Annotated in this window: 22 protein-coding genes; 6 read left to right on the forward strand and 16 right to left on the reverse strand. The window is 71.7% G+C overall.

What is annotated here, in order from left to right:
* Window positions 1–81: 81 nt before the first annotated feature.
* From ABZS69_RS19390 to ABZS69_RS19400, 3 genes are all read left to right on the forward strand, one after another.
* A complete protein-coding gene (locus tag ABZS69_RS19390) occupies window positions 82–1662 on the forward strand; it encodes an ATP-binding protein (protein ID WP_355373892.1) in 1581 nt (526 codons plus the stop codon).
* Window positions 1659–2336 carry a response regulator gene (locus ABZS69_RS19395; RefSeq protein ID WP_355373894.1) on the forward strand — a complete coding sequence of 226 codons (678 nt, stop codon included), beginning with the start codon at window positions 1659–1661 and terminating at the stop codon, window positions 2334–2336. The genes ABZS69_RS19390 and ABZS69_RS19395 overlap by 4 nt, the downstream gene beginning before the upstream one ends.
* A 227-nt stretch (window positions 2337–2563) precedes the next feature.
* Complete coding sequence (locus ABZS69_RS19400; RefSeq protein ID WP_355373897.1) at window positions 2564–3223, forward strand: methyltransferase domain-containing protein; 660 nt, start codon at window positions 2564–2566, stop codon at window positions 3221–3223.
* Window positions 3224–3294: 71 nt separating this feature from the next.
* Here ABZS69_RS19400 and ABZS69_RS19405 read toward each other — a convergent pair whose 3' ends face one another.
* From ABZS69_RS19405 to ABZS69_RS19445, 9 genes are all read right to left on the reverse strand, one after another.
* On the reverse strand, window positions 3295–4854 hold the full coding sequence (locus ABZS69_RS19405; protein WP_355373899.1) for an alpha/beta fold hydrolase: 1560 nt from the start codon (window positions 4852–4854) through the stop codon (window positions 3295–3297).
* Window positions 4855–5078: 224 nt separating this feature from the next.
* Window positions 5079–6353 (reverse strand): glycosyltransferase, encoded by a 1275-nt coding sequence (locus tag ABZS69_RS19410; protein ID WP_355373902.1) that lies wholly within the window; start codon window positions 6351–6353, stop codon window positions 5079–5081.
* The gene (locus tag ABZS69_RS19415; protein ID WP_355374193.1) at window positions 6353–8590 is read right to left on the reverse strand and encodes a GH92 family glycosyl hydrolase; all 2238 of its coding nucleotides are present in this window, start codon (window positions 8588–8590) and stop codon (window positions 6353–6355) included. Before ABZS69_RS19415 ends, ABZS69_RS19410 begins: the two co-directional genes overlap by 1 nt.
* Window positions 8591–8685: 95 nt before the next feature.
* A complete protein-coding gene (locus ABZS69_RS19420; protein ID WP_355373905.1) occupies window positions 8686–9291 on the reverse strand; it encodes an acyl-homoserine-lactone synthase in 606 nt (201 codons plus the stop codon).
* A gap of 105 nt (window positions 9292–9396) precedes the next feature.
* On the reverse strand, window positions 9397–10182 hold the full coding sequence (locus ABZS69_RS19425; protein WP_355373908.1) for an alpha/beta hydrolase: 786 nt from the start codon (window positions 10180–10182) through the stop codon (window positions 9397–9399).
* Between the two features lie 133 nt (window positions 10183–10315).
* Window positions 10316–11365: a zinc-binding dehydrogenase gene (locus ABZS69_RS19430; RefSeq protein WP_355373911.1), complete on the reverse strand. Its 1050-nt coding sequence runs from the start codon at window positions 11363–11365 to the stop codon at window positions 10316–10318.
* Between the two features lie 31 nt (window positions 11366–11396).
* On the reverse strand, window positions 11397–12572 hold the full coding sequence (locus ABZS69_RS19435; protein ID WP_355373914.1) for an FAD-dependent oxidoreductase: 1176 nt from the start codon (window positions 12570–12572) through the stop codon (window positions 11397–11399).
* The gene (locus tag ABZS69_RS19440) at window positions 12569–12766 is read right to left on the reverse strand and encodes a ferredoxin (RefSeq protein WP_355373916.1); all 198 of its coding nucleotides are present in this window, start codon (window positions 12764–12766) and stop codon (window positions 12569–12571) included. Before ABZS69_RS19440 ends, ABZS69_RS19435 begins: the two co-directional genes overlap by 4 nt.
* Before the next feature lie 31 nt (window positions 12767–12797).
* A complete protein-coding gene (locus tag ABZS69_RS19445; RefSeq protein WP_355373919.1) occupies window positions 12798–14018 on the reverse strand; it encodes a cytochrome P450 in 1221 nt (406 codons plus the stop codon).
* A gap of 184 nt (window positions 14019–14202) precedes the next feature.
* Between ABZS69_RS19445 and ABZS69_RS19450 the strand changes: the two genes are divergently transcribed.
* Complete coding sequence (locus tag ABZS69_RS19450) at window positions 14203–14799, forward strand: helix-turn-helix domain-containing protein (RefSeq protein ID WP_355373922.1); 597 nt, start codon at window positions 14203–14205, stop codon at window positions 14797–14799.
* Between the two features lie 131 nt (window positions 14800–14930).
* Here ABZS69_RS19450 and ABZS69_RS19455 read toward each other — a convergent pair whose 3' ends face one another.
* Genes ABZS69_RS19455 through ABZS69_RS19485 form a run of 7 tightly spaced genes read right to left on the reverse strand, consistent with a single transcriptional unit; the run spans window position 14931 to window position 22544 of the window.
* Window positions 14931–16082, reverse strand: coding sequence for an enolase C-terminal domain-like protein (locus tag ABZS69_RS19455; RefSeq protein WP_355373925.1), 1152 nt, complete (start codon window positions 16080–16082; stop codon window positions 14931–14933).
* Window positions 16083–16086: 4 nt separating this feature from the next.
* Window positions 16087–17061 carry a D-2-hydroxyacid dehydrogenase gene (locus tag ABZS69_RS19460; RefSeq protein ID WP_355373928.1) on the reverse strand — a complete coding sequence of 325 codons (975 nt, stop codon included), beginning with the start codon at window positions 17059–17061 and terminating at the stop codon, window positions 16087–16089.
* On the reverse strand, window positions 17058–18044 hold the full coding sequence (locus ABZS69_RS19465) for a hydroxyacid dehydrogenase (RefSeq protein ID WP_355373931.1): 987 nt from the start codon (window positions 18042–18044) through the stop codon (window positions 17058–17060). The genes ABZS69_RS19460 and ABZS69_RS19465 overlap by 4 nt, the downstream gene beginning before the upstream one ends.
* Window positions 18038–19192, reverse strand: a complete 1155-nt coding sequence (locus ABZS69_RS19470; protein WP_355374196.1) for a hypothetical protein — start codon at window positions 19190–19192, stop codon at window positions 18038–18040. The genes ABZS69_RS19465 and ABZS69_RS19470 overlap by 7 nt, the downstream gene beginning before the upstream one ends.
* A 14-nt stretch (window positions 19193–19206) precedes the next feature.
* Window positions 19207–20061: a carbohydrate ABC transporter permease gene (locus ABZS69_RS19475; RefSeq protein WP_355373934.1), complete on the reverse strand. Its 855-nt coding sequence runs from the start codon at window positions 20059–20061 to the stop codon at window positions 19207–19209.
* Window positions 20061–21071: a sugar ABC transporter permease gene (locus tag ABZS69_RS19480; RefSeq protein WP_355373937.1), complete on the reverse strand. Its 1011-nt coding sequence runs from the start codon at window positions 21069–21071 to the stop codon at window positions 20061–20063. Before ABZS69_RS19480 ends, ABZS69_RS19475 begins: the two co-directional genes overlap by 1 nt.
* 21 nt (window positions 21072–21092) lie before the next feature.
* Window positions 21093–22544 (reverse strand): extracellular solute-binding protein, encoded by a 1452-nt coding sequence (locus ABZS69_RS19485; RefSeq protein WP_355373939.1) that lies wholly within the window; start codon window positions 22542–22544, stop codon window positions 21093–21095.
* A 269-nt stretch (window positions 22545–22813) separates the two neighbouring features.
* On the opposite strand from ABZS69_RS19485, the gene ABZS69_RS19490 reads away from it, so the two are divergent.
* Window positions 22814–23590 (forward strand): sugar phosphate isomerase/epimerase, encoded by a 777-nt coding sequence (locus ABZS69_RS19490; protein WP_355373941.1) that lies wholly within the window; start codon window positions 22814–22816, stop codon window positions 23588–23590.
* Window positions 23591–23619: 29 nt separating this feature from the next.
* Window positions 23620–24645 carry a LacI family DNA-binding transcriptional regulator gene (locus ABZS69_RS19495; protein WP_355373944.1) on the forward strand — a complete coding sequence of 342 codons (1026 nt, stop codon included), beginning with the start codon at window positions 23620–23622 and terminating at the stop codon, window positions 24643–24645.
* Window positions 24646–24668 lie beyond the last annotated feature (23 nt).

Consider the following 24668-nt stretch of genomic DNA (forward strand, 5'->3'; position numbering starts at 1 on the left):
CAGGCCGTCTGCCTTGTGTGACCAGCGGAGATTGTGTTCATTGTGTTCGTGAGACGCCGCCGACCTACCCTGGCCGGAGAGATGCTGATCCTGCAACTGGCCATCGTCGTGGTGGTCCTGTTCGCCGTCGGCGCCATCTCGCTGGCCCAGTCCGCGGCGACGTTCGACCGCGTCGAGGGGCGGCGCGTGACCGCGCTGGCCGAGCAGCTGGCGTGGAACCCGCTGTTGCGCGCCCAGATCGACCGGCCGGCGCCGCGCGAGGTGCTCGCCCCGCTGGTGCACTCGACGCTCACCCAGTCCGGCGTCACGTCCGTGACCGTGGCCGACGCGAAAGGCAGGATCATCAGCTCGACGAACACCACGCTCCTGGACGGCGACCTGCCGCTGGGCGATCCGGGCGTGGCCCAGGCCCGCGGATGGTCCGGCCACCTGGTGGTCGACGGGGTGCCCGAGGTCGCCGCCCAGGTGCCCGTGCTGGACGACACCCCGGGCAACCACGGCCGCCACCTCGGGACGGTCTCGATCGGCGTGGCCGCCCCCACCGTCTGGCAACGGCTGGTCGGCGCCTCCTCCTACCTGCTGACCTACCTCGGTGTGGCCAGCCTGCTCGGCGGACTCGGCTCGTGGCTGCTGGCCCGGCGGATCAAACGCCAGACCCTGGGCATGGAGCCCCGCGAGATCGCCGGCCTGACCGAGCACCGCGAGGCCATGCTGCACGGCATCGCCGAAGGCGTGATCGCGCTGGACCCACAGCACCGGCTCACCATGGTCAACGACATGGGCCGGACGCTGCTCGACCTCCCCGACCACTGCGTCGGCGCGGGCCTGACCGCGCTCGGCGTCGAGGGCCGCCTGTACGACGTGCTGAGCGGCGCCGACGAGGCCCACGACGAGATCGTCCTGCACCGGGAGCGCGTGCTGGTCATGAACCGCATGATGATCGACAAGGACGGCCGCCGGCTCGGCTCGGTCACCACCCTGCGCGACCGTACCGAGCTGGCCCAGCTCGAACGCGAGCTCGGCTCCTTCCGCAGCTCGACCGAGCTGCTGCGGGCCCAGGCGCACGAGTTCGCCAACCAGCTCCACGTCATCTCCGGCCTGATCCAGGTCAGGGAGCACGACGAGGTCGTCCGCTACATCCGGGCGATCCGCGAGCACCGCGAATCCCTCGACCTGAGCCTCAGCAGCCGCGTCCGCGACACCTCCGTCGCGGCGCTGCTCATGGCCAAGTCCTCGCTCGCCGCCGAACGCCGCGTCGAGCTGCGCCTGTCCGGCCGTACCGCCCTGGACCGGCTGGATCCGCTGGACGCCGCGGACGTGGCCACCGTGACCGGCAACCTCGTCGACAACGCCATCGACGCCGCCTGCGGCAGCGGCGAGCCGGCCTGGGTGGAGGTGGAGCTGCGCCAGGACACCTCCAGCGTCGAGATCGTCGTACGCGACTCCGGCCCGGGCGTCGCGCCCGAGCTCGCCCAGGAGGTCTTCACCCGGGGCTTCACCACCAAGGCCGCCCGAGGCGGCGAGCGCGGCATCGGCCTGGCGCTCACGCAGCTCGTCTGCCGTCGCCGGGGCGGCGAGGTCGCGGTCGCCAACACCGCCGACGGCGCCATGTTCACCGCCCGCATGTCCGTCGGCCGCCTGGCGATGGAGGTATCCCGATGATCGACGTACTGGTCGTGGACGACGACTTCATGGTCGCCAAGGTCAACAGCGGCTTCGTCAACCAGGTCGAGGGCTTCCGGGTGATCGGCACGGCCGGCTCCGGCGAGCAGGCCCTGGCCCGCATCGCCGAGCTCCACCCCGACCTGGTGCTGCTCGACCTGTACCTGCCCGACGTCTTCGGCCTGGACGTCATCACCCGGATGCGCGCGGCGGGGCACGACTGCGACATCATCGTGATCAGCGCCGCCCGCGAGCTCGACGCGGTGCGCGGCGCCGCCCGCCAGGGTGTCAGCAACTACCTGCTCAAGCCGTTCGACGTCGACGACCTGCGCGTCCGGCTGGAGCGGTACGCCGCCCAGCGCGCCGGCCTGGGCAGCACGGTCATCACCAGCCAGGCCGACGTCGACCGGTTCCTGGCCGGGACCGGCTCGGCGATGCCCGCCACGCTGCCCAAGGGCATGAGCGTGGAGACGGCCGAGCTGGTCAAGCGCGCGCTGCGGGAGAGCGGCGGCACGCTGTCGGCCAGCGAGTGCGCCGCCCAGGTGGGCGTCTCCCGGGTCAGCGCCCGCCGCTACCTCGAACACCTGGCCGCGATCGGCCAGGTCGAGGTCTCCCTCCGGTACGGCGGCGCCGGCCGCCCGGAGCGCCGCTACCGGTGGCAGCGCCCGGCATAGTTCCGGACCGCCCCGGTCCCGGCGGGCGCTAAGGTCGATTACCAGGTCACAGGCCCCGACGACTGGAGCGACACCCTTGCCGATGACACCGACAAGGCCGGATCTCAGCTCCAAGGTGCGCGCCGACTCGGGCGACCTCAGACTAATCAGGACATCTCAAATGGGTACAGCTCTCCAATGACCCGGTCGTCGCAATGCCCCGCATCCGCACACCGCGAAGGGAAAGCATGACCCCCAGCACCACTCACGCCGCCGGCGAGCCAGACCACCCCGGCGAGGCGGCCCCGGCCCGGTTCGCGCCGAACGACCTCACGTTGTTCCTGGGACAATGGCTGCGATCCCCGCTGCGGATCGGCGCCGTCGCGCCCAGCTCACGGCACCTCGCGCGGGCGGTCTCCTGCCCGCTCCCGGAACGCGGGGAGCCCGTCGTGGTCGAGCTGGGCCCGGGCACGGGGCCGTTCACCGCGGAGATCCAGCGCCGGCTCGGCGGGCGCGGCCGCCATCTGGCCATCGAGCTCAACCCGCGCCTGGCGGACCTGCTCCGCAGCCGCTATCCGGGGGCCGAGGTGATCCAGGAGGACGCCAAGCATCTGCGCCGGCTCCTGGACGAACGCGGGATCGAGCGCGCCGACGTCGTGGTGAGCGGCCTGCCCTGGACCCTCTTCCCGGCCGCCGACCAGCAGCAGCTCATGGACGCGACGACGGCGATCCTCGGGCCGTACAGCGTCTTCACCGCCTTCACCTACCTCCACGCCGTCCCCCTGAGCTCCGCGCGCCGCTTCCGGGAGCTGATGACCGACCGGTTCGAGGAGGTCGTCCCCAGCCGCACCGTCTGGCGGAACTGGCCCCCGGCCTTCGTCCTCCACGCCCGCCGGCCCCGGCCCTGACGCTGTCCGCCGAAAACCGAGACGCCGCCCATGGCCACGTACCCGGGCCATGGGCGGCGTTCAGCAGTGGCTCAGCGGCCCGTCCTGAAGGACGAGGTCAGGGGCGAGCCGCCCCAGGAGAGCCGGTCGGTCGGCCACAGCCGTCCCGGCTGCCGCTTGGCCGCGATCTCGGCCTTGCCGCCGACGGGGCAGCTGTAGCCCTTCGGAGGCACGGTCAGCGAGATCAGGAAGTTGTCGATGGGCACCGTGCTGCACTCGTCCTTGCCGTAGATGCGGTGACCCCAGCCCTCGTACGTGAGCAGCGTCGCCTTGGGGCCGAGCTGCCGGGCCACGTTGGCGGACCACATGTACGGAGTCGCCGGGTCGTGGAGCGAGTTCCCGAGCAGGATCGGGGCGTCGCCCGTGTACCGCAGCGCGTGCGGCGGGTTCGTCGGGGTCGAGTTGAGGCAGATCGGCAGGTCGTCGGTCGGGTACGGGTGGTACCGGACGTCCGGCGCGAGGTGGTTGGAGACCTTCATGTAGGCGGCGTACTCGGCGTAGTTCCGCACCCGCAGGTTGAAGTCCTGGCACAGGATGCGGGTCGGCAGCTCGGCCACGTCCCCCTCCACCGGCCCCCGGCCCGGCAGCGGCGGCACCCACGACGGCTCCGGCCCGCCGCTCAGCCAGTTGATGACCTCACTCAGCGTGCGCCAGTCAGGCCCCTCGGTGCCGAGCGCGGCGTTGTAGATGACCTGCAGCTCGGTCATCGGCTTCCCCGGCGCAGCCGGGTAGTACAGCTCGCCGCGGCGCGCCTTGGCCAGCAGGTCCTTCCACAGCTGACGGACGTCCCGCCCGTGCAGGACGCAGCTCTCGTCCGCCTCGCACCAGCCCACGAACTCGTCGAAGGCGTCCTGGACGGCGATCGCCTCGGTGCTGAGGAAGCCCGCGACGCCGAGGCTGTGATCCATGTTGCTGTCCAGCGCGAGCGCCCGGATCCGGTTCGGGAACATCTCGGCGTACATCTGGCCCATCAGCGTCCCGTAGGAGATGCCGTAGTAGGTCAGCTTCTCCTCGCCGAGGGCGGCGCGCAGGGCGTCCATGTCGCGGGCCACGTTGCGCGAGTCGACGTGGTCGTACAGAGGGCCGGTGCGCTCCCGGCAGTCCTTGTGCAGCTTCTTGGTGAAGGAGTCCCAGGCTTCGAAGTCGGCCTGGGAGGACATGACCATGGGCGGCATCTGGTTGTACACCGACGCCGAGCAGATCACCGGGTGGCTGCGGCCCACGCCCCTGGGGTCGAAGCCGACGATGTCGAAGCGCCTCTGGAGCTCGTCGGTGAACCAGGTGGCGCCGTACACGGCCTCCACGCCTGACCCGCCGGGGCCGCCCGGGTTGATCACCAGGGAGCCGACCCGGGCCGCGGGATCCGTGGCCTTGCGCCGGGCGACGGCCAGGTCGATGGCGGGGCCGTCCGGCTTGGACCAGTCGATCGGCACGGTCAGCTTGCCGCACTCGGCGGAGGGCTCCTCCTCGCAGGGCGCCCAGGCGATGCCACCCGTCGCCGCCCCCGTCCGAGCTCCGTCCCGGGTGGCCGCGCCCGCGGCCGGCGAGACGGGCAAGAGTGCCGCTAACGCCACGAAGGCAGCAGCCAGCACAGAGTACTTCCGTCGCACATTACTCCAATCGTCGTCGGCTGGCCCCCGCGCGGCACGCGGCCGACTCTGATCATCCCCGTCGACGGCCCCGTTGCCCGGCGGCGCTCCCCGAGCGCGCGACATGGGCGGGCCGAGCGCAACTTCCAGCCGATCCCAACGTTTGCTCGTACGTCCTACCACGAAACATATGGGCGCGTTCGTGACTTATTCCGACACGTCCATAATCAGTACGAAGCCACAACTTGGGACTCCTGCGGGAACAGGCTGTCGAACACCGCGGCCCGGTCGAAGGACATCGCGCGGGCGCGGGCGCGAAGCTCCAGGTCCTGTCGTTCGGCGGCGGGCATGTCGAGGATCACCCGGTCCACGGCCTCGACCAGGCCGGCGACGTCCCCGGGCGCGACGAGGACGGCGGTGTCGCCGACCGCCTCAAGGGTCCCGCCCGTGGTGGTGGTGACGATCGGGCCACCGCCGGTCAGCATCTTCTCGGCCAGGGCGATGCCGAACGTCTCCACGAACTCGGGCTCGGGCTTGGTGGGCAGGACGTAGGCCGCGCAGCCGCGCATGAGCAGCGGCTTCTCCTCGTCGTCGACGTCGTTGAAGAAGACCACCCGGTCGTCGCCCGCGGCCGTCGCCCGCACCTGCTCCAGCGCCGGGCCGGTGCCGACGACGGCCAGTTTCACGCGCGAGCGGCACCGCATCCGGCCGTACGCGGCCAGCAGGTCGTGGATCCCCTTGGCCCGGGTCACGCGGGAAAGGAACAGCAGGTAACCGTCGCGCTCCAGGCCGCGGCGCGCGAGCGCGGCGTCCACCTGGGCCGGATCCGGGTCGAGGAAGGCGGCCGAGTCGATCGGCGGGTAGCTGACGGTGACGCGGCGCCGGCACTCCTCGGCGAACGTGGTGCCGCAGGCGGCGTCGACCTGCTCGGCCGAGGCGACGATCTCCTGCCGGGTGTACTCGGAGACCGCCACGACCTCGTCGTTGGCCAGGAACGTGGTGAACAGCACGGTCGCCGCGCCGAACCGGCCCTCCCGCAGGCACGACCGGATCACGTTGGTCACGTCGGAGCCGACGGCTTTGGCGATGGTGTGCACGTCGGGCGCGAACCCTGCGGCCCGCGCGGCCGCGACCGCGTCCACGACCACCGCGGTGTGCGGGGCGAGGTACATGGACAGGCAGGTAGTGGGTAACGGCTCGGCGAGCAGCTCGACGAGGCGCCCGGTGAGACCGGCCTGGTGGCGCCCGTCGGGCACCCGGTAGTCCCCCACCGGCTCCGGCCGCTCGACGGTGATCCCGGCGCTGTACGGCAGCAGCCGGTCCAGCGGCTTGAGCGGCAGCCCGGCCGCCTGAAGCGTCGGGATGGGCCAGGTCAGCAGGCGTACATCGGCGAACCCGCGGGTGAGCGCCACCTCGGCGAGATTGCGGGCCTCGCCGGAGTGACCGCAGATGACCGGGTCGGCTCTGACCACGATGACGAGACGGCGACGGGGGTGGGTCATCACGCTTCCTCCGGTGTCGCGGGCGGATCGGAAAGGGACGGAGGGCGGATCCCCCGCCCCCACGCCGACGGCTCCGGGCCCAGCCGGAGGTGCAACACGCCGCCGCGGTGCACGGCGGCGGCGCTCAGGTGGGTCGCGTGCAGGGGTTCGCCGTTGAGGGTGGCCGACTGCACGTACTGCGCCGGCGGGTCGTGGTCCGCGCCGTCGACGCCGATCGGCGTCTCGCGGTGCCCGCTGGTCTCGATGACGAACTCGTTGCCGCCGGCCCGGAGCACGGCCCGTTCGAACGCGGGCGCGTTGACCAGGAACAGGTTCTGCCCGGCGACCGGGAACAGCCCCAGCGACGCCCAGACGTACCAGGAGCTCAGGCCGCCGGAGTCGTCGTTACCGGGCAGCCCGCCGGGACCGGTGCCGAACTGCCAGGTCAGCGCCGCGTGCACCACCTGGGCCGTGCGGGCGGGCCGACCGGCGTAGTGGTAGGCCCACGGCGCCTCCATGTCGGGCTCGTTGTTCAGCCCCTCGAACCGGTTGAGGGCGTAACCGGCCGCCATCTCCGCCGCCTGCGGGCGCCGGCCGGGCTGCGTCACCGGCTCGGCGCCGAAGCCGAAGAACCTGTCCAGCTTCTCGATGAAGGCCTGGTCGCCGCCCGCCAGGGCGATCCGCGCGGCCATGTCGTGCAGCAACCTGAACGAGTAGTTCCACTTGCCACCCTCGTAGAACTCCGAGTCGCGCAGCAACCCCGTGCTCGGGTCGAAGGCGTTGGACCAGTGACGGCTGCGCTCCTCCAGATCGGCGGCCAGGCTCCGGTCGTTCAGCGCCTTGGCGACCCGCGCCGTGCAGTGGTGGGCGTAGGCGAGGTCGAGGGTGTGGGTGATCGGGTGCACCACTCCGTTCTGGAAGAAGTCCTCGCCGTAGAGCCGGCGCAGGTCGTCGACCATGTGCACGAGCGCCCAGCTCCAGTCCAGGCCCGCCCAGCCGAGGGCGTGGGCGTCCGCCAGCGCGGTGTGCGCGAGCGCGCTGGCCTGGCGGAAGAACCGGTCGGCGCCGCGGGACATCCGGTATCCGATCGGGAAGTTGCCCTCTTCCTCGCAGACCCGGATCAGCGACTCCAGCAGGTCCGCGGCCCGATCGGGGGCGATGGCCGCCAGCAGCGGCAGCTGGGTCTTGTAGATGTCCCACATGGTGCACACGTCGAACGCGAACGGCCCGGGGGTCGGCCAGAACGGGCTCTCGTCGTCGGCGACGCACGGCTTGATCAGCGAATGGTAGAGGGCCGTCGCGAACACGCTGCGGCGGGCCGGCGTGCCGCCCTCGATCTGGACCCGGTCGAGGTGGTCGCCCCAGCGGGCACGCGTCCGGGCGCGTACGGCGTCGAACGCCGGCTGCCCGGCCCCGCACTCGCGCTCCAGGTTCTGGCGGGCCTGGTCGCACCCGCGCAGCGAGAACCCCAGGCGGACCTCGATGGTCTGCCCCGGCGCGGCCGGGCCCATGTAGAGCATGCCGAAGGGCCGCAGCGTGGTGTGCCGGATGCTGTCGAAGTCGAGGCGCGTGCCGCCGTCGATGAGCCGCCGGTCGTACCAGAGCATCTGCCGCCAGCCCGGGCTGTCGACCTCCACGAACACCGACAGCGGGACGCCCTCCATCGCCACCGTGCCCTGGGTCCGGCCGTGCCCCATGCTCTCCACCTGGGCCCGCAGCGGCACGGTGCGGCCGAGCTCGATGTCCAGGCCGCCGCAGGACAGGTCGATCACCAGGCGGGCGCTGCTGTGCTGCGGGAAGGTGTAGCGGTGCACGGCGACCTTGGCGCCCACGGTGAGCTCGCAGCGGACCCCGGTGTCCAGGGTGGCCGCGTAGTAGCCCGGCTCCGCCACCTCGTCGTGCAGTGGCCAGGCCTCTCCCAGCGCGTCCAGCGGCTGCACCATCGGCGTGACCCGGACGTAGTTGTAGTACTTGCGGATCGCGCCGGTGCCGGACTGCTGGAAATGGGTGAACCCGGACGCCTGCAGCCGCTCCAGCATCACCTCGGGCACGCCTTCGGTGCCCTTCGTGTATCTCCCGTACCCCGTCGGGTACGCGCCGGAGTAGGCGCAGGCCGACACCATGCCCAGCGGTGAGGTGGCCCCGGGGTGGGTGTTGCCAACCTGCGGTTTCGGCCACCACCAAGTGGCGGCCAGACCTCGTGCCCTGGGCAGGTCGGTCGCCGAGGTGCCGATGAACGGGTCAACGTCGTCGATGATGGCGGGACTCTATCCAGGGCGGTCCCGCCGTGGGTTTCGGCCAGATGAACTCTTGGCCGATGGCACACCGAGCCGTGAAAGGCCGCGCCGCCTCCTCACTCGCGCCCGCCTCCGCAGTCCAGCTCCCCTTCCGGCACGGGACGCACGTTCTCCAGGAAATCCCTGGTCGAGGTGGCGTAGGCGGAGCAGAGGACCGTGCCCAGGCGCGTCGCCTCACCGTCGCCGAGGCGCCGGGTGGGCACGCCCATGGCGTTCACGCTGCGCTCCACCGCCACGCTGGAGACCGCGACCACCGTGTCACCCCGCTGATCGACCCAGCGGAACGCCTCCCGGACCAGCGCGCGGGCCAGCGGCCCGAACCCCGCAGCGGCTCTGCGGGACCAGCCGCGGCCGGTGGCCAGCCGGCTGAGCTCCCAGACGGCCGGGTCGCAGGGAGCCGGGCCGCCGCGTAACGCCTCGGAGAAGACGTCGCGGAGCATGTACGGGCCGACGGTGGGCAGCAGCCGGCAGCACCCCGTGACCTCCTGGCGGCCCTCCGCGTAACTGATCACATAGACCGGATCGCAGTCGTCGTAGGAATCGCGCTCCCTGCCCTGCAGGCTCTCGACGTCCCAGCGGAGGCGTTCGTAGAACACCTTGTGGCGGAGCCGGAACATGCCGTCGAGCAGCCACGCCGACAGCTCACCCGCTCCACCGACCACGATCCGTTGCGCGCATCTCTCCCCGGGTGAACCGCCCACGAACGCCCTCCGCGAATGATCAGGATCCCCTTCTCTGTGTTGTTCGCGGGAGCGGGAGCTCCGGATTCAGCGCACGGAGCAGATGGCATCCTCGATCACCCGCGTGACGGCGTCCGGGTGCGAGATGAGCGTGAGGTGGGAGCCGCCGGGGAACTCGGTGACCTTCGAGCCCGCCCGCCTGGCCATCGCCCGCTGCGAGGCCGGCACGATGATCCGGTCGCCGGTGGCGATGAAGTACCAGGACGGAATCGTCTTCCACGCCGCGGCCTTCGACGGTGTCGTGAACGCGACCGTCGAGGCGGCCCGCTGGGAGGCCCACAGCCGCTCGGCCGTCTCGCGGGGCAGGTCCGGGGCGAAGGAGCGGAGGAACACCGCCCGCTTCAGATACAGGTCGGCCGCGCCGCCGCTCGCCCCGGGATAGGCCGAGCGGTCGTAGAGGGTGGCCGGGTCACCGCCGAGCGCCGAGCCGGCGCCGCTGAGCTGCCCCGTGGTCTCGCCGACGGCCGGCGCCGCGGCGCTGACGTACACCAGCGCCTTGACGTCAGGGTCGCCCGCGGCGGCATTCGTGATCACCGATCCTCCGTAGGAGTGCCCCACGAGCACGACCGAGCCCGACAGGGTCCGCAGGAAGTCGCGTACGGTCTGCGCGTCCCCGGTCAGGCCGCGCAGGGGGTTGGCCACGGCCCGCACGGTGTAACCCGCTCGCTGCAGCGCGGTCACCTCCCCGCTCCAACTGGAGGTGTCGGCCCACGCGCCGTGCACCAGCACGACCGTCGGCCTGGCCGCGCCCGGCGAGGGACACTGCGCCTGTCGCGCCGCCGCCGCGACGTCGGGCACCGGCACGACGGCCATGGCCGAGACGAGAAGGACACAGGAAACCCGGCATCTCGTCATGTCGTCGCGTCTCCTCCCCCGGATGAGCCCCCACTCATTCACGCTGTCATCCGGACCACCCGAACAACGCCATAAAAGCCACAAACCAGGCTCAAATCGTCGGCTGATCGTCGAAGGTCACCACCACCTTCTCCGCCGCCCCCGGCGTCAGGGTGAGCTCGAAGGCGCGCTCGACCTCGGAGAAGGGAACGGTGTGGCTGATCAGCCGGGCGAAGCGCTCCTGGTGCCGCACGATCTCCTGCGTCACCTCGAAGATCTCCGTCGGGTAGCCCTGGGAGCCGAGGATGGTCAGCTCGCTGCCGAGGATCGCGCCCAGGTCGATGGGCTCCGGCTTCTTGTGCACGGCCACCGTGACCAGCTTGGCGCCCCACTTCGCCGACGACAGCGCCGTGTTGACGACGGCGGCCACGCCCGCGGCGTCGATGTAGACGTCCGTGCCGGGGCGGGGGCGGCCCAGGGAGTCGGCGCTCTCGCCGTGCAGTTCCGTCAGGCGCGCGGTCACGTCCTCGCGCGAGGAGTCGATGACGGCGTCCGCTCCGACGGCCAGGGCCGTCTCCAGGCGCCCCGGGATGACGTCGGCGACGACCACGTGCTCGACCCCGCGCAGTTTCAGCCAGATCGCGGCGCCCAGGCCGATGGGCCCGGCGCCGAACACCAGGACCCTGTCCCCCGGCCCTGCCCCGGAGCGGTTGACGCAGTGGCGGGCGACCGCCATGGGTTCGTTGAGCGCGGCGACGGCGAACGGCACCGTGTCGGGGAGCACCGCGACGCTCCTGCCCGCGACGGCGTCCTCGATGAGCAGGTACTCGCTCATGCCGCCCTGCGCGCCGCCGCAGCCGATGATGCCGGAGGGGGCGGACTGCGGGTTGACGACGACGCGGTCGCCGGCCTTCAGCGTGGTGACCTCGGCCCCCACCTCGACGATCTCGCCCGCCGGCTCGTGCCCGAGCGGGATCGGGACCAGTTGCCCGCCAGGACCCAACGGCATGCCGCCCAGGTGCAGGAAGGTCACGTCGGTGCCGCAGATGCCGCAGGCGCGGATCCGCAGCAGGGCGTCCTTGGGGCCGGGGACGGGACGTTCGACGTCCACCACGTCGACCGTGCCCTGCGCGCCGGTCCGGACGGACTTCATCGTGGCCATGGGGAGACTCGCTCTCTGAAGATGGGAATGGCTAGGCGGGGGCGGGCAGGAGGTCGGATTCGTGCCAGCCGGCGCCGGCCGCGATCGCCTGCCGCCAGGGGCGGATCGCCTTGGGCGGCAGGCCCACCGTGAGCACCCCGGTCAGGCGGTCGCCGGTGCGGTAGGCGGCCAGGAAGCGGCGTTCGTCCAGGTCTCCCTCCACCACGGCCACGCCGTCGTGGCCGCGCAGGTAGCCGTACGCCTGGACCTTCATGTCGTACTGGTCGGACCAGAAGTAGGGCACCGGGGCGAACGGCTTGCGCGCCTCGGGGTGGAGCAGGTTGCGGGCGGCGGCCATGCCCTGTTCTGCGGCGTTCGTACGGTGCTCGATCCGCATCGACGTGCCGAACAGCGGGTTGTGCCAGCGGGCGACGTCCCCGGCGGCGTACACGTCCGGCGCGGCGGCGCAGTACGCGTCGCACACCAGTCCGTCGGCCACGGTCAGGCCGCTGCCGACCAGCCATTCGGTGTTCGGCAGGGAGCCGACGGCGACCAGGACCTCGTCGGCCTCGACCGACCCGCCGTCCGCGAGCCGCACTCCGCCCTTGCCCGCCTCGGTCACGGTGACCCCGGTGCGCAGGTCCACGCCGTGCTCCAGGTGGGCCCGGGACAGCACGCGCCCGACCTGTTCGCCGAGGGCGTGGGCGAGCGGCACCGGCGCCGGTTCGAGGAGGGTGACCTCGCAGCCGAGCCCGCGGGCCACCGCCGCGGCCTCCGACCCGAGGAATCCGGCGCCGACCACGGCCAGGCGCCGCCCGGGCTCCAGCCGCCCCCGCAGGGCCAGGGCGTCGTCCAGGGTGCGCAGCACGTGCGCGCCCCGGCCGGGCAGGCGGCGCGGCCGCACCCCGGTGGCCACGATCAGCCCGTCGTACGGCACCGCGGCGCCGTCCGCCAGCCGCACGGCACGTTCGGCGAGGTCAAGACCGGTCGCGGCGGCCCCGAGGCGCAGGTCGAGGTCGAGCGCGTCGAGGTCGGCGGGCGCGCGCAGCGGCAGCCGGGTCGGGCTCCACTCCCCCGAGAGGATCTGCTTGGACAGCGGCGGGCGGTCGTAGGGGGCGGCCGGCTCGTCGCCGACGAGGGTCAGCGTGCCGTCGAAGCCCTCCCTGCGCAGGGTCTCGGCCGCCGCCAGCCCGGCGGCCGAGGCGCCGACGACGAGGACCCGCTTCACCGCGCCACCAGCCGGATCGCCGCCGCGGGACAGATCGCCGCGGCCTCGCGGACCCCGTCCAGCAGCTCGGCGGCGGGAGTCTCGTCCAGCAGGATCGCGACGCCGTCGTCGTCCCGCTGGTCGAACACCTCGGGGGCGGCCAGCACGCACTGCCCCGACGCCACGCACTTCGGTTCGTCCAGTTCTACTCGCATGGGAGTTCTTCCTTCCTTGAGATTTCGCCGGTCACCAGGTGACGGGCAGGGAACGCAGGCCGTACGCGATGCCCTCGAACGCGAACTGGACCTCGCCCATCGGCACGGCCAGGCGCAGTGTCGGCACGCGGCGGTAGAGCGTGCCGTACACGACCTGGAGCTCCACACGGGCCAGCGACTGGCCCAGGCACTGGTGCGGCCCGTACCCGAACGCCTGGTGCTGTCGAGCGGCCCGGCCCAGGTCGAGCCGCTCGGGCTCGGGGAACGTGCCGGCGTCCCAGTTCGCGGCGGACACGTCGAAGACGATGCCGTCCCCGGCCCTGATGACCTGGCCGCCGATCTCGATGTCCGCCAGGGCGATCCGGCGGACTCCCGTGTGCACGATCGTCAGGTAGCGCAGGAGCTCCTCAACGGCGTTCGCGACCACCTTCGGGTCGTCGGCGTCGCGCAGCACGGCGAGCTGTTCGGGGTGGCTCAGCAGGAGCAGCGTGCCGAGGGAGATCATGCTCGCGCTGGTCTCGTGCCCGGCGATCAGCACGGCCACGCCCATGGTGACGGCCTCGGCGCGGGTCATCTCGCCGGCCTTGATCCGGGCGGCCAGCTCCGACAACATGTCGTCGGCGGGAGCGGCCAGCTTCTGCCCCAGCAGGCCGTCGAGGTAGCCGTAGAGCGCGGCGCCCGCCTCCTGCGCCTCCCGCCCCGACGCGCTGTGGCTCACCGCGACGGTGCTGTTGCGGTGGAAGAACTCGTGCGCCTCGTACGGCACGCCCAGCAGCTCGCTGATCACCAGCGTCGGCACCGGCAGGCCCAGCGCGGTGACGAGGTCGGCGGGTTTCGGCCCGGCCAGCATGGCGTCGATCAGGTCGTCGGTGATCTTCTGGATCGCCGAGCGCAGGGCCTCGACCCGCTTGACGGCGAACGGGGCGTTGACCATCCGGCGCAGGCGGGTGTGCTCGGGCGCGTCGGTGTTGGCGATCAGGGCCGGGGTGGCCTTCGCGGTCTCCGCCCGCCCACGGGTCATGTGCGGGAACCCGGGCAGTTTCTCGTCGATGCTGATGCGCGGATCGTTCAGCAGCTCCCGCTGGTCGGCGTGCCGGGTGATCAGCCACGGCGTGCTGCCGTCCCAGATCCGCACCTTGGAGACGGGCGTCTCGGCGGTCAGCCGCCGCACGTCCGCCGGTGGGTGGAACGGGCAGCCGCCGTCCCTCGGCATCGGGTAGCCGGGGGCGGACACCGTCGCCTCTCTCGTCATGTGTCTCTCCTTCGATCTTGGAACGGCCTAGCCGATCGACAAGCACATTCCTAGCCGATCGGCTAGCAGGAGAGCCAGCACTTGTGAGCTAAATCACTTGCCGATCGGCAGGTTGGAAGCTTGCCGATCGGCAAGCTAGGATCGGAGACCTCAGAGAGATCGGGCAGTGCGCGAAGGAGCAGACGTGACAGTGAGAACCGCTCGAAAGGGGTCCATCGCGCCCGACACCCGGCAGCGTCTCGTCGACGTCGCGGTTCGCCTGTTCGCCCAGCACAGCTTCGCGGGCACGTCGCTCCAGATGATCGCCGACGAGATGGGCATCACCAAGGCCGCCGTCTACCACCACTTCCGCACCCGCGAGGAGCTGCTCAGCGCGGTGGTCGAGCCCGCGCTGCGCCAGTTGCGGGCCGCCGTCGAGTCGGCCGAGACGAAACGCACCCCTCACGCACGCGCCGAGCAGCTGCTCACCGGCTACGCCACCCTCGCCGTGGAGCACCGGGCCATGGTCGCCGTCCTCGCCACCGACCCCGGAGCGATCGACCTGCTGCGCGGCCAGCCGGAGACGCGCGACCTGATCAACCGCCAGCTCGCCATCCTCGCCGACGTCACCCCCGGCCCGGCCGGGTACGTCAACGCCACCGTGGTGCTGGCCGGCATCGCCGCCGCGGCCAGCCCGGCACTGGTCGAGGTCGACGACGACGCCCTGCTCCAGCACCTCGTCGAGGCCGGCCGGCGCGCGCTCGGGCTGCGGGCCCCACGCCGCCCGGCCCCCACGACCTGACCGGCTTCCCCCCTGCCTCCGGCGCGCAGCAGCACGACCCCCGGGTGGCCGACGTCAGCGCCCGGCCGCCGCTCTCGACGTCGTGGGCATGTGAGCCGGCCACCCGCTCCGGGTGCTCGGGCTCAAGGGGGTTACGTGAACACGCGCGGGCCGGCTCCAAGAGCGAGCGCGCGGACCGCCTCCTCGTCCACGCCGATCCCCAGCCCGGGACCGGTGGGCACATGGGCGACCCCGTCGACGACCGTGATGACCGGATCAGTGGCGTAGGGGCTGGTGATGAACTGGCGGCCGTTGAGGTCGACCGGCGTGTCCACGCCGAACGCGGCGAACAGGTGGAGCGAGGCGGCCAGCCCGACGTCGGACTCGGTGAGCCCCGAGCCCATGATCGCCAGGCCGCAGTCCTCGGCGAGCTGGCACTGCCGCAGCGCCAGCGTCAGACCGCCGCAGCGCTGCACCTTGGCGACGGCGACGTCGATGGCGTCGAGCCGGACGAACGTCGCCAGATCGCTCGGGTGGCGCAGGCTCTCGTCCACGGCCACCGGGATGGGACTGGCGTCACGCAGGCGGCGCAGGCCGGCAACGTCGTTGGACGGCAGCGGCTGCTCGAAGACGGCGACGTCCAGGTCCGCCAGGCGCCTGGCCACCCGGAGCGCGGCGGCGGCCGTGAAGCCCTGGTTGGCGTCCACCCAGAGCACGGCGTCGGGGGCGGCGGCGCGCACGGCCTCCACGATCGCCACGTCCTCGTCCTCGGTGTGCAGGCCGAGCTTGACCTTGACGTGGCGGTAGCCGTGCGCGCGGCCCTCGGCCACCGAGTCCGCGGCCACCTCCGCCGACTCGGTGGCCACGATCCAGGCCAGCTCGATGGTGTCGCGCCTGCGCCGGCCCCACAGCTCGCCGAGCGACAGGCCGCGGCTGCGGGCGAAGGCGTCGTGGCAGGCCACGTCGACCGCCGCGCGCGCCAGCGGCATGCCGATCGAGAAGCCCTTGCTGATGGTGCGGTCGAAGGCGCGGCAGAGCCCGTCCAGATCCCACAGCGGACGGCCGACCGCCGCCGGGGCCAGATAGCCCTCGATGGTGGAGACGATGGACTCGGTGGTCTCGTACGTCCAGGACGGAATCGGGGTGGCCTCACCCCATCCGACGGCTCCGTCGTCGGCCGTGACCTTCACCAGCACTCTGATGGCCGGACGGCCTCCTTGGACGACGGACCCCCCCGCGACGGCGAAGTCGCGCAGCGAGGGCAGGGCCACGGTGAAGGTCTCGACGCGTGCTATCCGGTTCACGTGATCAGTACCATTCGGACTTGTCGACCAGATTGATCAGTTCGCGCCCGGCCACGAACCGGCGGGCGTTCTCCAGCAGTACGGCGAAGCGCCGCTCCTCGGCATGCGGCCCCACGCCCGCCACGTGCGGGGTGATGAGCACGTCGGGACGCCCCCAGAGCGGGTGATCGGCGGGCAGCGGCTCGGTCTCGAAGACGTCCAGGGCCGCGCCGGCCAGGCGCCCTGCTGACAGGGCGGCGGCCAGGTCGTCGAGCCGCACGGTGGGCCCGCGGCCGATGTTGACGAGGTACGCGCCGGGTTTGACCAGCGCCAGCCTCCGCGCGTCCATCAGGCCCTCGGTGGCGGGCGTGTGCGGAACGGTCAGGATGACCAGGTCCGCCTCGGGAAGCAGCCGGTCGAGGGCGTCGGCCGGCAGGACCTCGGCGAAGCCCGGCACGGGGCCGCCGCGCCGGGCGTCCACGCCCACGACCCTGGTGCCGAACGCCGCCAGCAGCCTGCCGACCTCGGCCCCGATCGCCCCGACCCCCACCACCAGGGCGGTGGCCTCGCTCATGGAGAGCACGGCGCCGGGCTCCCAGTCGGGCGCCCAGCGCGCGCGGGCCTGCTCGCGGACGTACCTGGGCAGGCCCCTGGCCAGCGCGAGCACGAGCGCCAGCGCGTGCGCGGCCACGTGGTCGGTGTAGGTGTCACGCATGTTGGTGACCTGCACGGGGTGCGCGACCAGGGCCGGATGGTAGAACCCCGGAGGCGGCCCGGCCTGCGGGGCCTGCAGCCAGCGCAGCCGACCGGCGTGCGCCAGCAGGTCCGCGGGCAGCGTGCCGTAGGCGGCGTCGGCCTCCGCCAGCGCGTGCGCCGCCTCCTCCTGGGTGTCCGGCCGGAGCACGACGAGCCCCGGCACCGCCTGCTCCAGCCGGGCCCGCCAGCCCGCGGTGGCCGGATCGTGCGGCGGCAGCAGCACCAGGGTGACTTCGCTGCTCATGCCCTCCTCGCCAGGCCGGACTCGGTGATCTCGTACAGCAGCGGCTCCCCGGCGACGTAGCGGGCCAGCTCGTCGGCCATCGCCTCCCCGTGGCGGCGGCGCTCGTGGCCCAGGCTGCCCGCCACGTGCGGGGTGACGACGATGTTGGGCATCGTGAACAGCGGCGACCCGGCGACGGGCGGTTCGGGGTCGGTGACGTCGAGGACGGCGAACAGGTCGGTCCGCCGGCCCAGCACGTCCACGAGCGCGGCCTCGTCGACGAGGCCGCCGCGCGCCGTGTTGATCAGGGTGGCGTCGTGCTTCATCGACTCCAGCAGCTCGGTGCCGACGATGCGGTGCGTCTCAGGGGTGAGCGGCGAGTGCAGGCTGACCACGTCGGAGGTGGCGAACAGCTCCGCCAGGCCGACGAGGCGCACGCCGAGCCGCTCGGCCTGCTCCGGGTCGGCGTACGGGTCGTATGCCTGCACGTCGAGGCGGTGATGGGCGAGCAGCCGCGCCGTGGCCCGGCCCGTCGCGCCGAGCGAGAGCAGCCCGACCGTCGCGCCGTACGCCCCGAGCTCGGGCCCGCGCGGTGCGGTGGCGGCGGCGGCGCGGGCGGCCAGCACGTAGCGCCAGCCGTGCTTGAGCGCGTACAGGATCTGCGAGAGCGCGAACTCGGCGACGGGCTCGGCGTTGGCCGTGGCCGCCGAGGTGACCCGCACTCCCCTGGCCCACATCTCCGGGGTGACCATCGAGCGGATGGAGCCCGCCCCGTACAGCACCAGCGAGAGCTTGGGCGCGGCGGCGAGCAGGTCGGGGTCCAGCTTGGGTGCTCCCCACCCGGTGACCAGCACGTCGAGGTCGCTCAGCACGTCGGGGGTGAGCCGGTCGGCGGTGAGCGGGGGCGAGGCGATGGCCAGGTGCCGCTCGATCGCCTCTCGGGCCTGCGGGCCGTAGACGTCGTCGAAGCGGTTCGGGTCCATCACGTACACGCCGTTCAGCATTGTCTCTCCTTCACGCGAGCCGCCGCCCGCACGCTGGCCAGGCGGGCGGGTGAGCCCAGCCCGGCGTGGTAGTAACGTAGCTGCCGCGCTCCCGCGGCGACGAGGTCGGCGGCCAGGGCCGGGACCCTGGCATGGCCGTCCTCCAGCACGGTCAGGTTGGCGACGAGGGGCACCCCGGTGCGACTCGCCGCAGCCTTCACCTGGGCCAGGGCCGCCTCCTCCGGGCCCCAGCACTTGAGCACGTACGCGTCGACCGGCGCGTCGAAGGAGGCCAGGTCGATCCCCACGTCGGGGCCGGTGACCTGCGGGTCGTCGGTGGCCATGAGCAGCAGCTCGCGTCCGCCGGCCGTCGCCGCCACGGCGCGGACCAGGTCGCCGATGACGCGGCCGCGGTGATCGTACAGAGCCTGGGCGCGCTCGTGGCCGAGCGCGTCGCCCAGGCTCGCCCCGGCCGGGACGCCCCGCTGGAGCTCTCCGTCCACGGCGGCGCGCACGTCGCGCGCCAGCTCCTCGACGTCCAGGCCGCGCCCGGCCAGCCCCGCCCGGCAGGCCGGGCAGAGGCAGAGCGACAGCAGCGCCCGGCCGCAGGCGGACAGGTAGGCGCCGGAGGTCTTCTCGTGGTGGCCGGCGTGCTCCGCGCCCAGCCAGCCGCACGCCTCCAGCATCAGCGCGGGCACGTCGTACTGCTCGCAGACCTCGCTCACGAGGGTGAGCGCGTAGTCGTGGACGGCGGGCTGGGCGGGGCAGAGCGCGTAGGGGTAGGACTCGCCGTAGGCGTTCCTGACGGTCAGGTCGGGTGCTTCGCGGCCCAGCACCGAGGAGTGCGTGAGCACCATCCAGGCCTCGGCCCGCAGCCCGGCCCCCGCCAGCGCGGCCAGCGCCGTGCCGAACCTGTCCTCGTCCGGCACCCCCCAGCCCGGCGGGTACGGCCGCAGCCGCCCGCGCCAGCGGTCGGGGCGCAGCCGGAAGTAGGCCGCCGCGTGGTCGGCCTGCACGATGCGGTGGCTCGGATGCCATGGGGTGGTGGCCCGGACCGAGTGGTACGCGGCCTGCAGGGTCACCGTGCTCACGCCGAGCTCGGCGATGCGCTCGGCCGCCGCGGGGTCGCCCACCAGGTCCCAGGTGTAGGCGAACGCCCCGTGCCTCATCTCCAAACGGACTGTCACCCCTTCGTGGCGCCGGCCAGGCCGCGCGTGAAGTAGTTCTGGAAGAACAGGAAGATCATCAGCATCGGCAGGAACGAGATCGTCATCCCGGCGGCGAACCCGGTCCAGTCGGTGGCGTGCTCGCCCTGGAAGGACAGCATCCCGACGGCGAGGTTCTGCAGGTCGGGCTGGCCGAGCGTGAACACCAGCGGGATGTTGAACTCGTTCCAGCTGCTGATGAACTGGAAGATGACCACCACCGCGATGACCGGCTTGGCCAGCGGGAGGATGAGCCGGAACGTCTTGAGGAAGCCGGCCCCGTCGAGCTTGGCCGCCTCGAACAGGTCGCTCGGGACGCTGGAGAAGAACCCGACGAACAGCAGGACGTAGAGCGCGCCGGCGCCCCCGGACATGGCCAGGATGACGCCGGCCCGCGTGTTCAGCAGGCCGAGGTTCTCGAGCAGCACGAACTGCGGGACGATGATCGAGGCGACGGGGATGAACAGGGTCCCCACGATCATCCGGTAGAGCAGGGTGCGGCCGGGGAACTCGTACCTGGCCAGCACGTAGCCGCACAGGGCCGCCTTGACCAGCTCGATGAGGGTCGAGGCGACCGAGTAGAGCACCGTGTTGAAGAAGTATCCGGAGAACCCGGCGTTGACCCAGGCCCGCACGAAGTTGTCGAAGTTCAGCTGGTCGGGCATCAGGCTCGCGCCGCTGGTGAACATCCCGGCCTGGGTCTTGAACGCCGCCGAGATCGTCCACAGGAACGGATAGACCCACACGAGCCCGACGACCAGCAGGATCGGCAGGGCGATGAGGTTGGCCCGGACGGCATGGCTGCGCCGGGGGGGCTGGGTGGTCGTCGTCATCAGACGCCGTACTCCTTCCTGAGCCGCTGGGCCCGGCGGACGGCGACGCCCTGGGCGGTGACCAGGACGAAGGCGATGACGGAGAACAGCAGCGCGGCGGCCGAGGCGTAGCCGTAGGCGAACGGCACCGCGCCGAAGGCGTTCTGGTAGATGAAGTACGACACCACGTACGTGCTGGTGCCCGGCCCGCCCGCGGTGAGCGTGACGACGAGGCCGAAGACGTGCATGGCGTTCACGAGGCCGAGCAGGGTGATGATCACGGCGACCGGCTTGATCATCGGCAGCGTGATGCGGGTGAGCTTCTTCCACTCGCTCGCCCCGTCGATGGCGGCCGCCTCGTAGACCTCCTCCGGCACGTTCTGCAGCGCCGCGATCCAGTAGATCATGTACTGGCCGAAGATCTGCCAGACGGAGACCAGCACGAGCACGAGCAGCGCGCTCCACCGGTTGGCGAACACGTCGAACCCCTGGTCGACCAGGCCGAGGTCACGCAGGATCGCGTTCAGCGCGCCGTTGGACGGGTTGAGCAGGTAGGTGAAGACCAGGCCCGCCATGGCGACGGGGATGATGAGCGGCGCGAAGAACATGGTCCGGAAGAACCGCTTGCCGCGCAGCCACTTGCGGGTGAGCAGGATCGCCGCCACCAGCGAGATCGGGAGCTTGATGACGGTGGTCAGCAGGGCGAAGACCAGCGTGTTGGCGACCGAGACCCAGAACAGCGGGTCGACCAGGATCGAGCCGTAGTTGCCCGCCCCGACGAAGTTCTCGATGGGGCCGATGCCCGACCAGTCGAAGAAGGAGTAGTAGACCGTCGCGGCCAGCGGCCAGATGGTGAAGCCGAGGTAGAGCAGGAGGAAGGGGGCCAGGAAGACGAGCAGCCAGACCCGGTCGAGGCCGCGGACGCGCTCGCGGGAGTGATCGGCGCGTTCGGGCGCGCGCCCGGCGGGCGACCGGTCCCGGTCCGTCACCTTCTCCCTGCCCGGGGCTGGGGCGGGGGCGGTGGTTGTCATGGATGTCCTCACGCGGGAGAGTCAGCTCGGGTACATGTCCTTGGTGTAGTCCTTCGTGTAGTCCCAGTCCGGGAACGTGTAGCAGTCCATCGACACCTTCAGCCCGCTGGCCGCCTCCTGCTTGAGCCCTTCCTCCAGGGCGGCCTGCCGCTGCTTGACGATGGCGGCGCCCGTGGACGCCAGGGGCTGGCCGGTGACCAGCGCCTCGCCCATGGCCGCCCACTCCCCGTCGGGGTTCTTGGCCAGCGCGTTGACGTACGCCTTGGACTTGGCGATGTCGGGGCACTTGAGCAGCGGGACGGGAAGCTGGACCCGGTAGCCCGGCGACGCGCCGATCTTCATGATCTGCCGGAGGGCCGGGTCGGTGACCATCTTGTCGTTGTCGACGTAGGCCAGCGTGCCGAAGGCGCTCTTGTAGTACTGCTTGACGAAGTAGCCGTCGGGGTCGGTCATCCACTGGATGAACGTCCACATGGCGTCGGGGTTCTTGGTCTGCGAGCTGACCCAGTACTTGTTGGTGTCGTATCTGCGGCCGGCCGCGCCGGTCTGTCCCCCGTCGGGGTTGAGGCGCGGCGCCACCACGTACTTGTCGCTGGTGAAGCCCTGGCTGGCCCACACGCTCGGCAGCCAGGTGCCGTCGAACATGATGCCGGCCTGGTCGGCGGCGAACTGCTGGCGGGAGAAGTTCTTGTCGTTGGTGCCCGGCGCCAGGTATCCGGCCTTGTTGAGCTCCTGGATGAAGGCGAAGGCCTTCTGCTGCCCAGGTTCGGTCAGGTCGAACTTGCCCGTCTTGTAGTCGAAGAACTCATCCGTCGAGACGCTGCTGATCAGCCCGAACCAGATCCGCTGCATGTCCACGCCCTTGGTGGGCGCCGCGATGCACTGTGCCTTGGTCTTGGCCTTGATCTGCGCGCAGGTGTTCTTGAGGTCGGTCCAGGTCTTGGGCGGGTTGTTGACGTCCAGCCCGGCCTGCTGGAAGACCTGCTTGTTGAGGAACATGTAGCCGGAGCCCCAGTAGAGGTTCTCCGAGAACGGGAAGCCGTACGTCTTCCCGCCCTGCATGTTGATGCCTTCGAGGAAGGACCCGTCCGGCCAGCGCTTGGCGAAGTCCGCGGGGACTGTGCCGCCCGGGTTGAGCGGGCTGATCCACTTCTGGTCGAGCAACTGGGACAGCCCGGTCGCGTTCCAGTAGAACATGTCCGGCGCCTGGTTGCTCTGGAAGGCCAGAGGCAGGGTCTTCATGTACTCGGCCTGGGTGATCGAGCGCCAGTCGATCTTGATGTTCGGATGTTCCTTGGTGAACTGGGCGCCGATGTCCTTGTGGAAGTTCACCTGTTCGGCGGAGAAGTCCCAGATCTGCAGCGTGGTCTGCGAGCCGCCGCCACCACTGCTGCTGTTGGTCGATGTACCGCAGGCCGCCACGAGCAGTGACGCCAGGGCTGCGGTGATCACCGCGGGCCGATGGGGGTTCATGAAGCCCTCCCGAGAGACGGAGGCCAGAGGGGCGCTCGGGCACTTGGTAAGCGCTTGCCCGAAGGTGGGTCGAGAGTAACCCCGGTCACAGTCCGATTCAAGACTTGTGAGAAAGCGGTTTCAGATCGATGCTCGGTCATGGGGCTGTCCGCCGACGGCCCCTGCCGTCGATCTACTGCTCGTTTTACTGGCATTCTTCGACTCCAGCGCGCCGGCGATCGGCGCGCTGAAAGAATCCTTACAAGCGCTTTCTGACTTTGGGAGTACGTGTGCGCCTGCTCGCCTTCACCAAGCCCTTCGGCCCCATCGGCCCCGCCGCGCTGGCCGAGAACCTGGCCTCGCTGGGCGTCGACGGGGCGGACCTCGTCGTGCGCGAGGGGCAGACGGTCAGCCCCGCCGACCCCGGCGGCATCGCCGTCGTCGCCGCGGAGCTGAAGAGCCGCGGGCTCACCCTCGACGTCGTCACCACCGACCTGCTCGACGTCGGCAAAGACGCCGAACGGATCATCGCGGCCTGCGGCGAGAGCGGCGTCCCCCTCGTACGGGCGGGCTTCTACCGCTACGACCCCGCGGCCGGATACCGCCGTCAGCTGGAGGAGTCCAGGGCCGCGCTGTCGCGCCTGGCCGACCTCGCCGCCCGGCACGGCACGCGGCTGGCGGTCCAGTTGCATCACGGTACGATCCATCCATCCGCGTCGCTCGCCCTCGCGCTCGCCGGCGACCTGAACGACGTGCGCTTCTACGCCGACCCCGGCAACCAGGCCAAGGAGGGCAGCGAGGCATGGGCGCTCAACGTCGACCTGCTGGGCGATCGGATGGCCTGCATGGGAGTGAAGAACGCCGTCTGGCGCTCCACCGCCGACGGCTGGGTGTGCGAGTGGCAGCCGTTCGCGGACGGAGGCGTGGTCCCCTGGCCGGAGATCGTCCCCGGGCTGCGCGCCCGCGGCTACACCGGGTCGCTGTCGCTGCACGTCCACTACCCGACGGCCGACCCGACGGCGGCCGTGCGGCGGGATCTTGACCATCTACGCGGGCTGCTCGGCTGACGGGCGCTCCACGGGGGGAGGAGGAGCGGGTGCGTAATCTGCGGCAGGGCCGGCCGGCCCGGGTGACGATCAGCGACGTCGGGGCGGCGGCGGGGGTGTCGCCCTCGACGGTCTCCCGCGTGCTCAACGGCACGGCCAAGGTCGACCCCTCGCTGGCGGCGCGCGTCCACGACGCGGTCAGGCAGCTCGGCTACCGGCCCAACGCCGCGGCGCAGGGCCTGGCCCGCGGGGAGTGGGGCACGGTCGGCGTGCTGGTCCCCAACCTGGCCAACCCCTATTTTCCCGACGTGCTCAAGGCGGTCTCGGCCGTCGCCCGCTCCCACGGGCGCCGCGTCATGGTCATGGAGTCGGACGACGACCCCGCGATCGAGCAGGACCTGGTCGAGGACCTGATGCGCAGCTGCGACGGGGTGCTGCTCTGCTCCTCCCGCATGGAGCGCGCCGACCTGGTCGTGCTGACCGCCCGGGACCACCCGCTCGTCCTGCTCGACCGGATCGTCCCCGGCCTGGCCGCGCCCGCCGTCTCCGCCGACTTCTTCGGCGGGATGATGCTGATCTGCGGCCACCTGGCGCAGCTCGGCCACCGCCGGGTCGCCTACCTGAGCGGGCCCGAGGTGTCCTGGGCCAACTCCGAGCGGATCAGGGCGCTGGAGGCGGCCAAGGCGTTCGGCATCTCCGTCACGATCCTGCCGTGCGGGTCCACCAGCCGCAGCGGGTACGAGGCCGCCGCCGAGGTGGCCGGCACCGGCGCCACCGCGCTCACCACCTACAACGACCTGGTGGCCCTGGGGGCGGTGACCCGGATGCGCGAGCTCGGGGTGCGGGTGCCCGAGGACCTGTCGGTGGTCGGGTTCGACGACATCGCGCTGGACCACGTGGCGCACACGAGCCTGACCACGGTGTCGGTGCCCCGCGGGCAGCTCGGCGAGCAGGCGGCCGAGCTCCTGGAGGCCCTCATGACCGAGGGGCACGACGGGGAGCCGGTCTACCTGCCGATGGAGCTGCACGTGCGCGACAGCACGGCACCGCCACGTGATCGCACGGTTGACAAGTGAGGGCGGCGGCGGGAAACCTGTCT

It is taken from the genome of Nonomuraea sp. NPDC005650 (assembly GCF_040605375.1).
GTDB lineage: Bacteria > Actinomycetota > Actinomycetes > Streptosporangiales > Streptosporangiaceae > Nonomuraea.

Bases quoted from the DNA above. Each gene is read 5' to 3' on its own strand.
- ABZS69_RS19390 (WP_355373892.1), top strand. From the start codon at position 82: ATGCTGATCCTGCAACTGGCCATCGTCGTGGTGGTCCTGTTCGCCGTC.
- ABZS69_RS19395 (WP_355373894.1), top strand. From the start codon at position 1,659: ATGATCGACGTACTGGTCGTGGACGACGACTTCATGGTCGCCAAGGTC.
- ABZS69_RS19400 (WP_355373897.1), top strand. From the start codon at position 2,564: ATGACCCCCAGCACCACTCACGCCGCCGGCGAGCCAGACCACCCCGGC.
- ABZS69_RS19410 (WP_355373902.1), bottom strand. From the start codon at position 6,353: ATGACCCACCCCCGTCGCCGTCTCGTCATCGTGGTCAGAGCCGACCCG.
- ABZS69_RS19425 (WP_355373908.1), bottom strand. From the start codon at position 10,182: ATGGCCGTCGTGCCGGTGCCCGACGTCGCGGCGGCGGCGCGACAGGCG.
- ABZS69_RS19430 (WP_355373911.1), bottom strand. From the start codon at position 11,365: ATGGCCACGATGAAGTCCGTCCGGACCGGCGCGCAGGGCACGGTCGAC.
- ABZS69_RS19440 (WP_355373916.1), bottom strand. From the start codon at position 12,766: ATGCGAGTAGAACTGGACGAACCGAAGTGCGTGGCGTCGGGGCAGTGC.
- ABZS69_RS19445 (WP_355373919.1), bottom strand. From the start codon at position 14,018: ATGACGAGAGAGGCGACGGTGTCCGCCCCCGGCTACCCGATGCCGAGG.
- ABZS69_RS19460 (WP_355373928.1), bottom strand. From the start codon at position 17,061: ATGAGCAGCGAAGTCACCCTGGTGCTGCTGCCGCCGCACGATCCGGCC.
- ABZS69_RS19465 (WP_355373931.1), bottom strand. From the start codon at position 18,044: ATGCTGAACGGCGTGTACGTGATGGACCCGAACCGCTTCGACGACGTC.
- ABZS69_RS19470 (WP_355374196.1), bottom strand. From the start codon at position 19,192: ATGAGGCACGGGGCGTTCGCCTACACCTGGGACCTGGTGGGCGACCCC.
- ABZS69_RS19475 (WP_355373934.1), bottom strand. From the start codon at position 20,061: ATGACGACGACCACCCAGCCCCCCCGGCGCAGCCATGCCGTCCGGGCC.
- ABZS69_RS19480 (WP_355373937.1), bottom strand. From the start codon at position 21,071: ATGACAACCACCGCCCCCGCCCCAGCCCCGGGCAGGGAGAAGGTGACG.
- ABZS69_RS19485 (WP_355373939.1), bottom strand. From the start codon at position 22,544: ATGAACCCCCATCGGCCCGCGGTGATCACCGCAGCCCTGGCGTCACTG.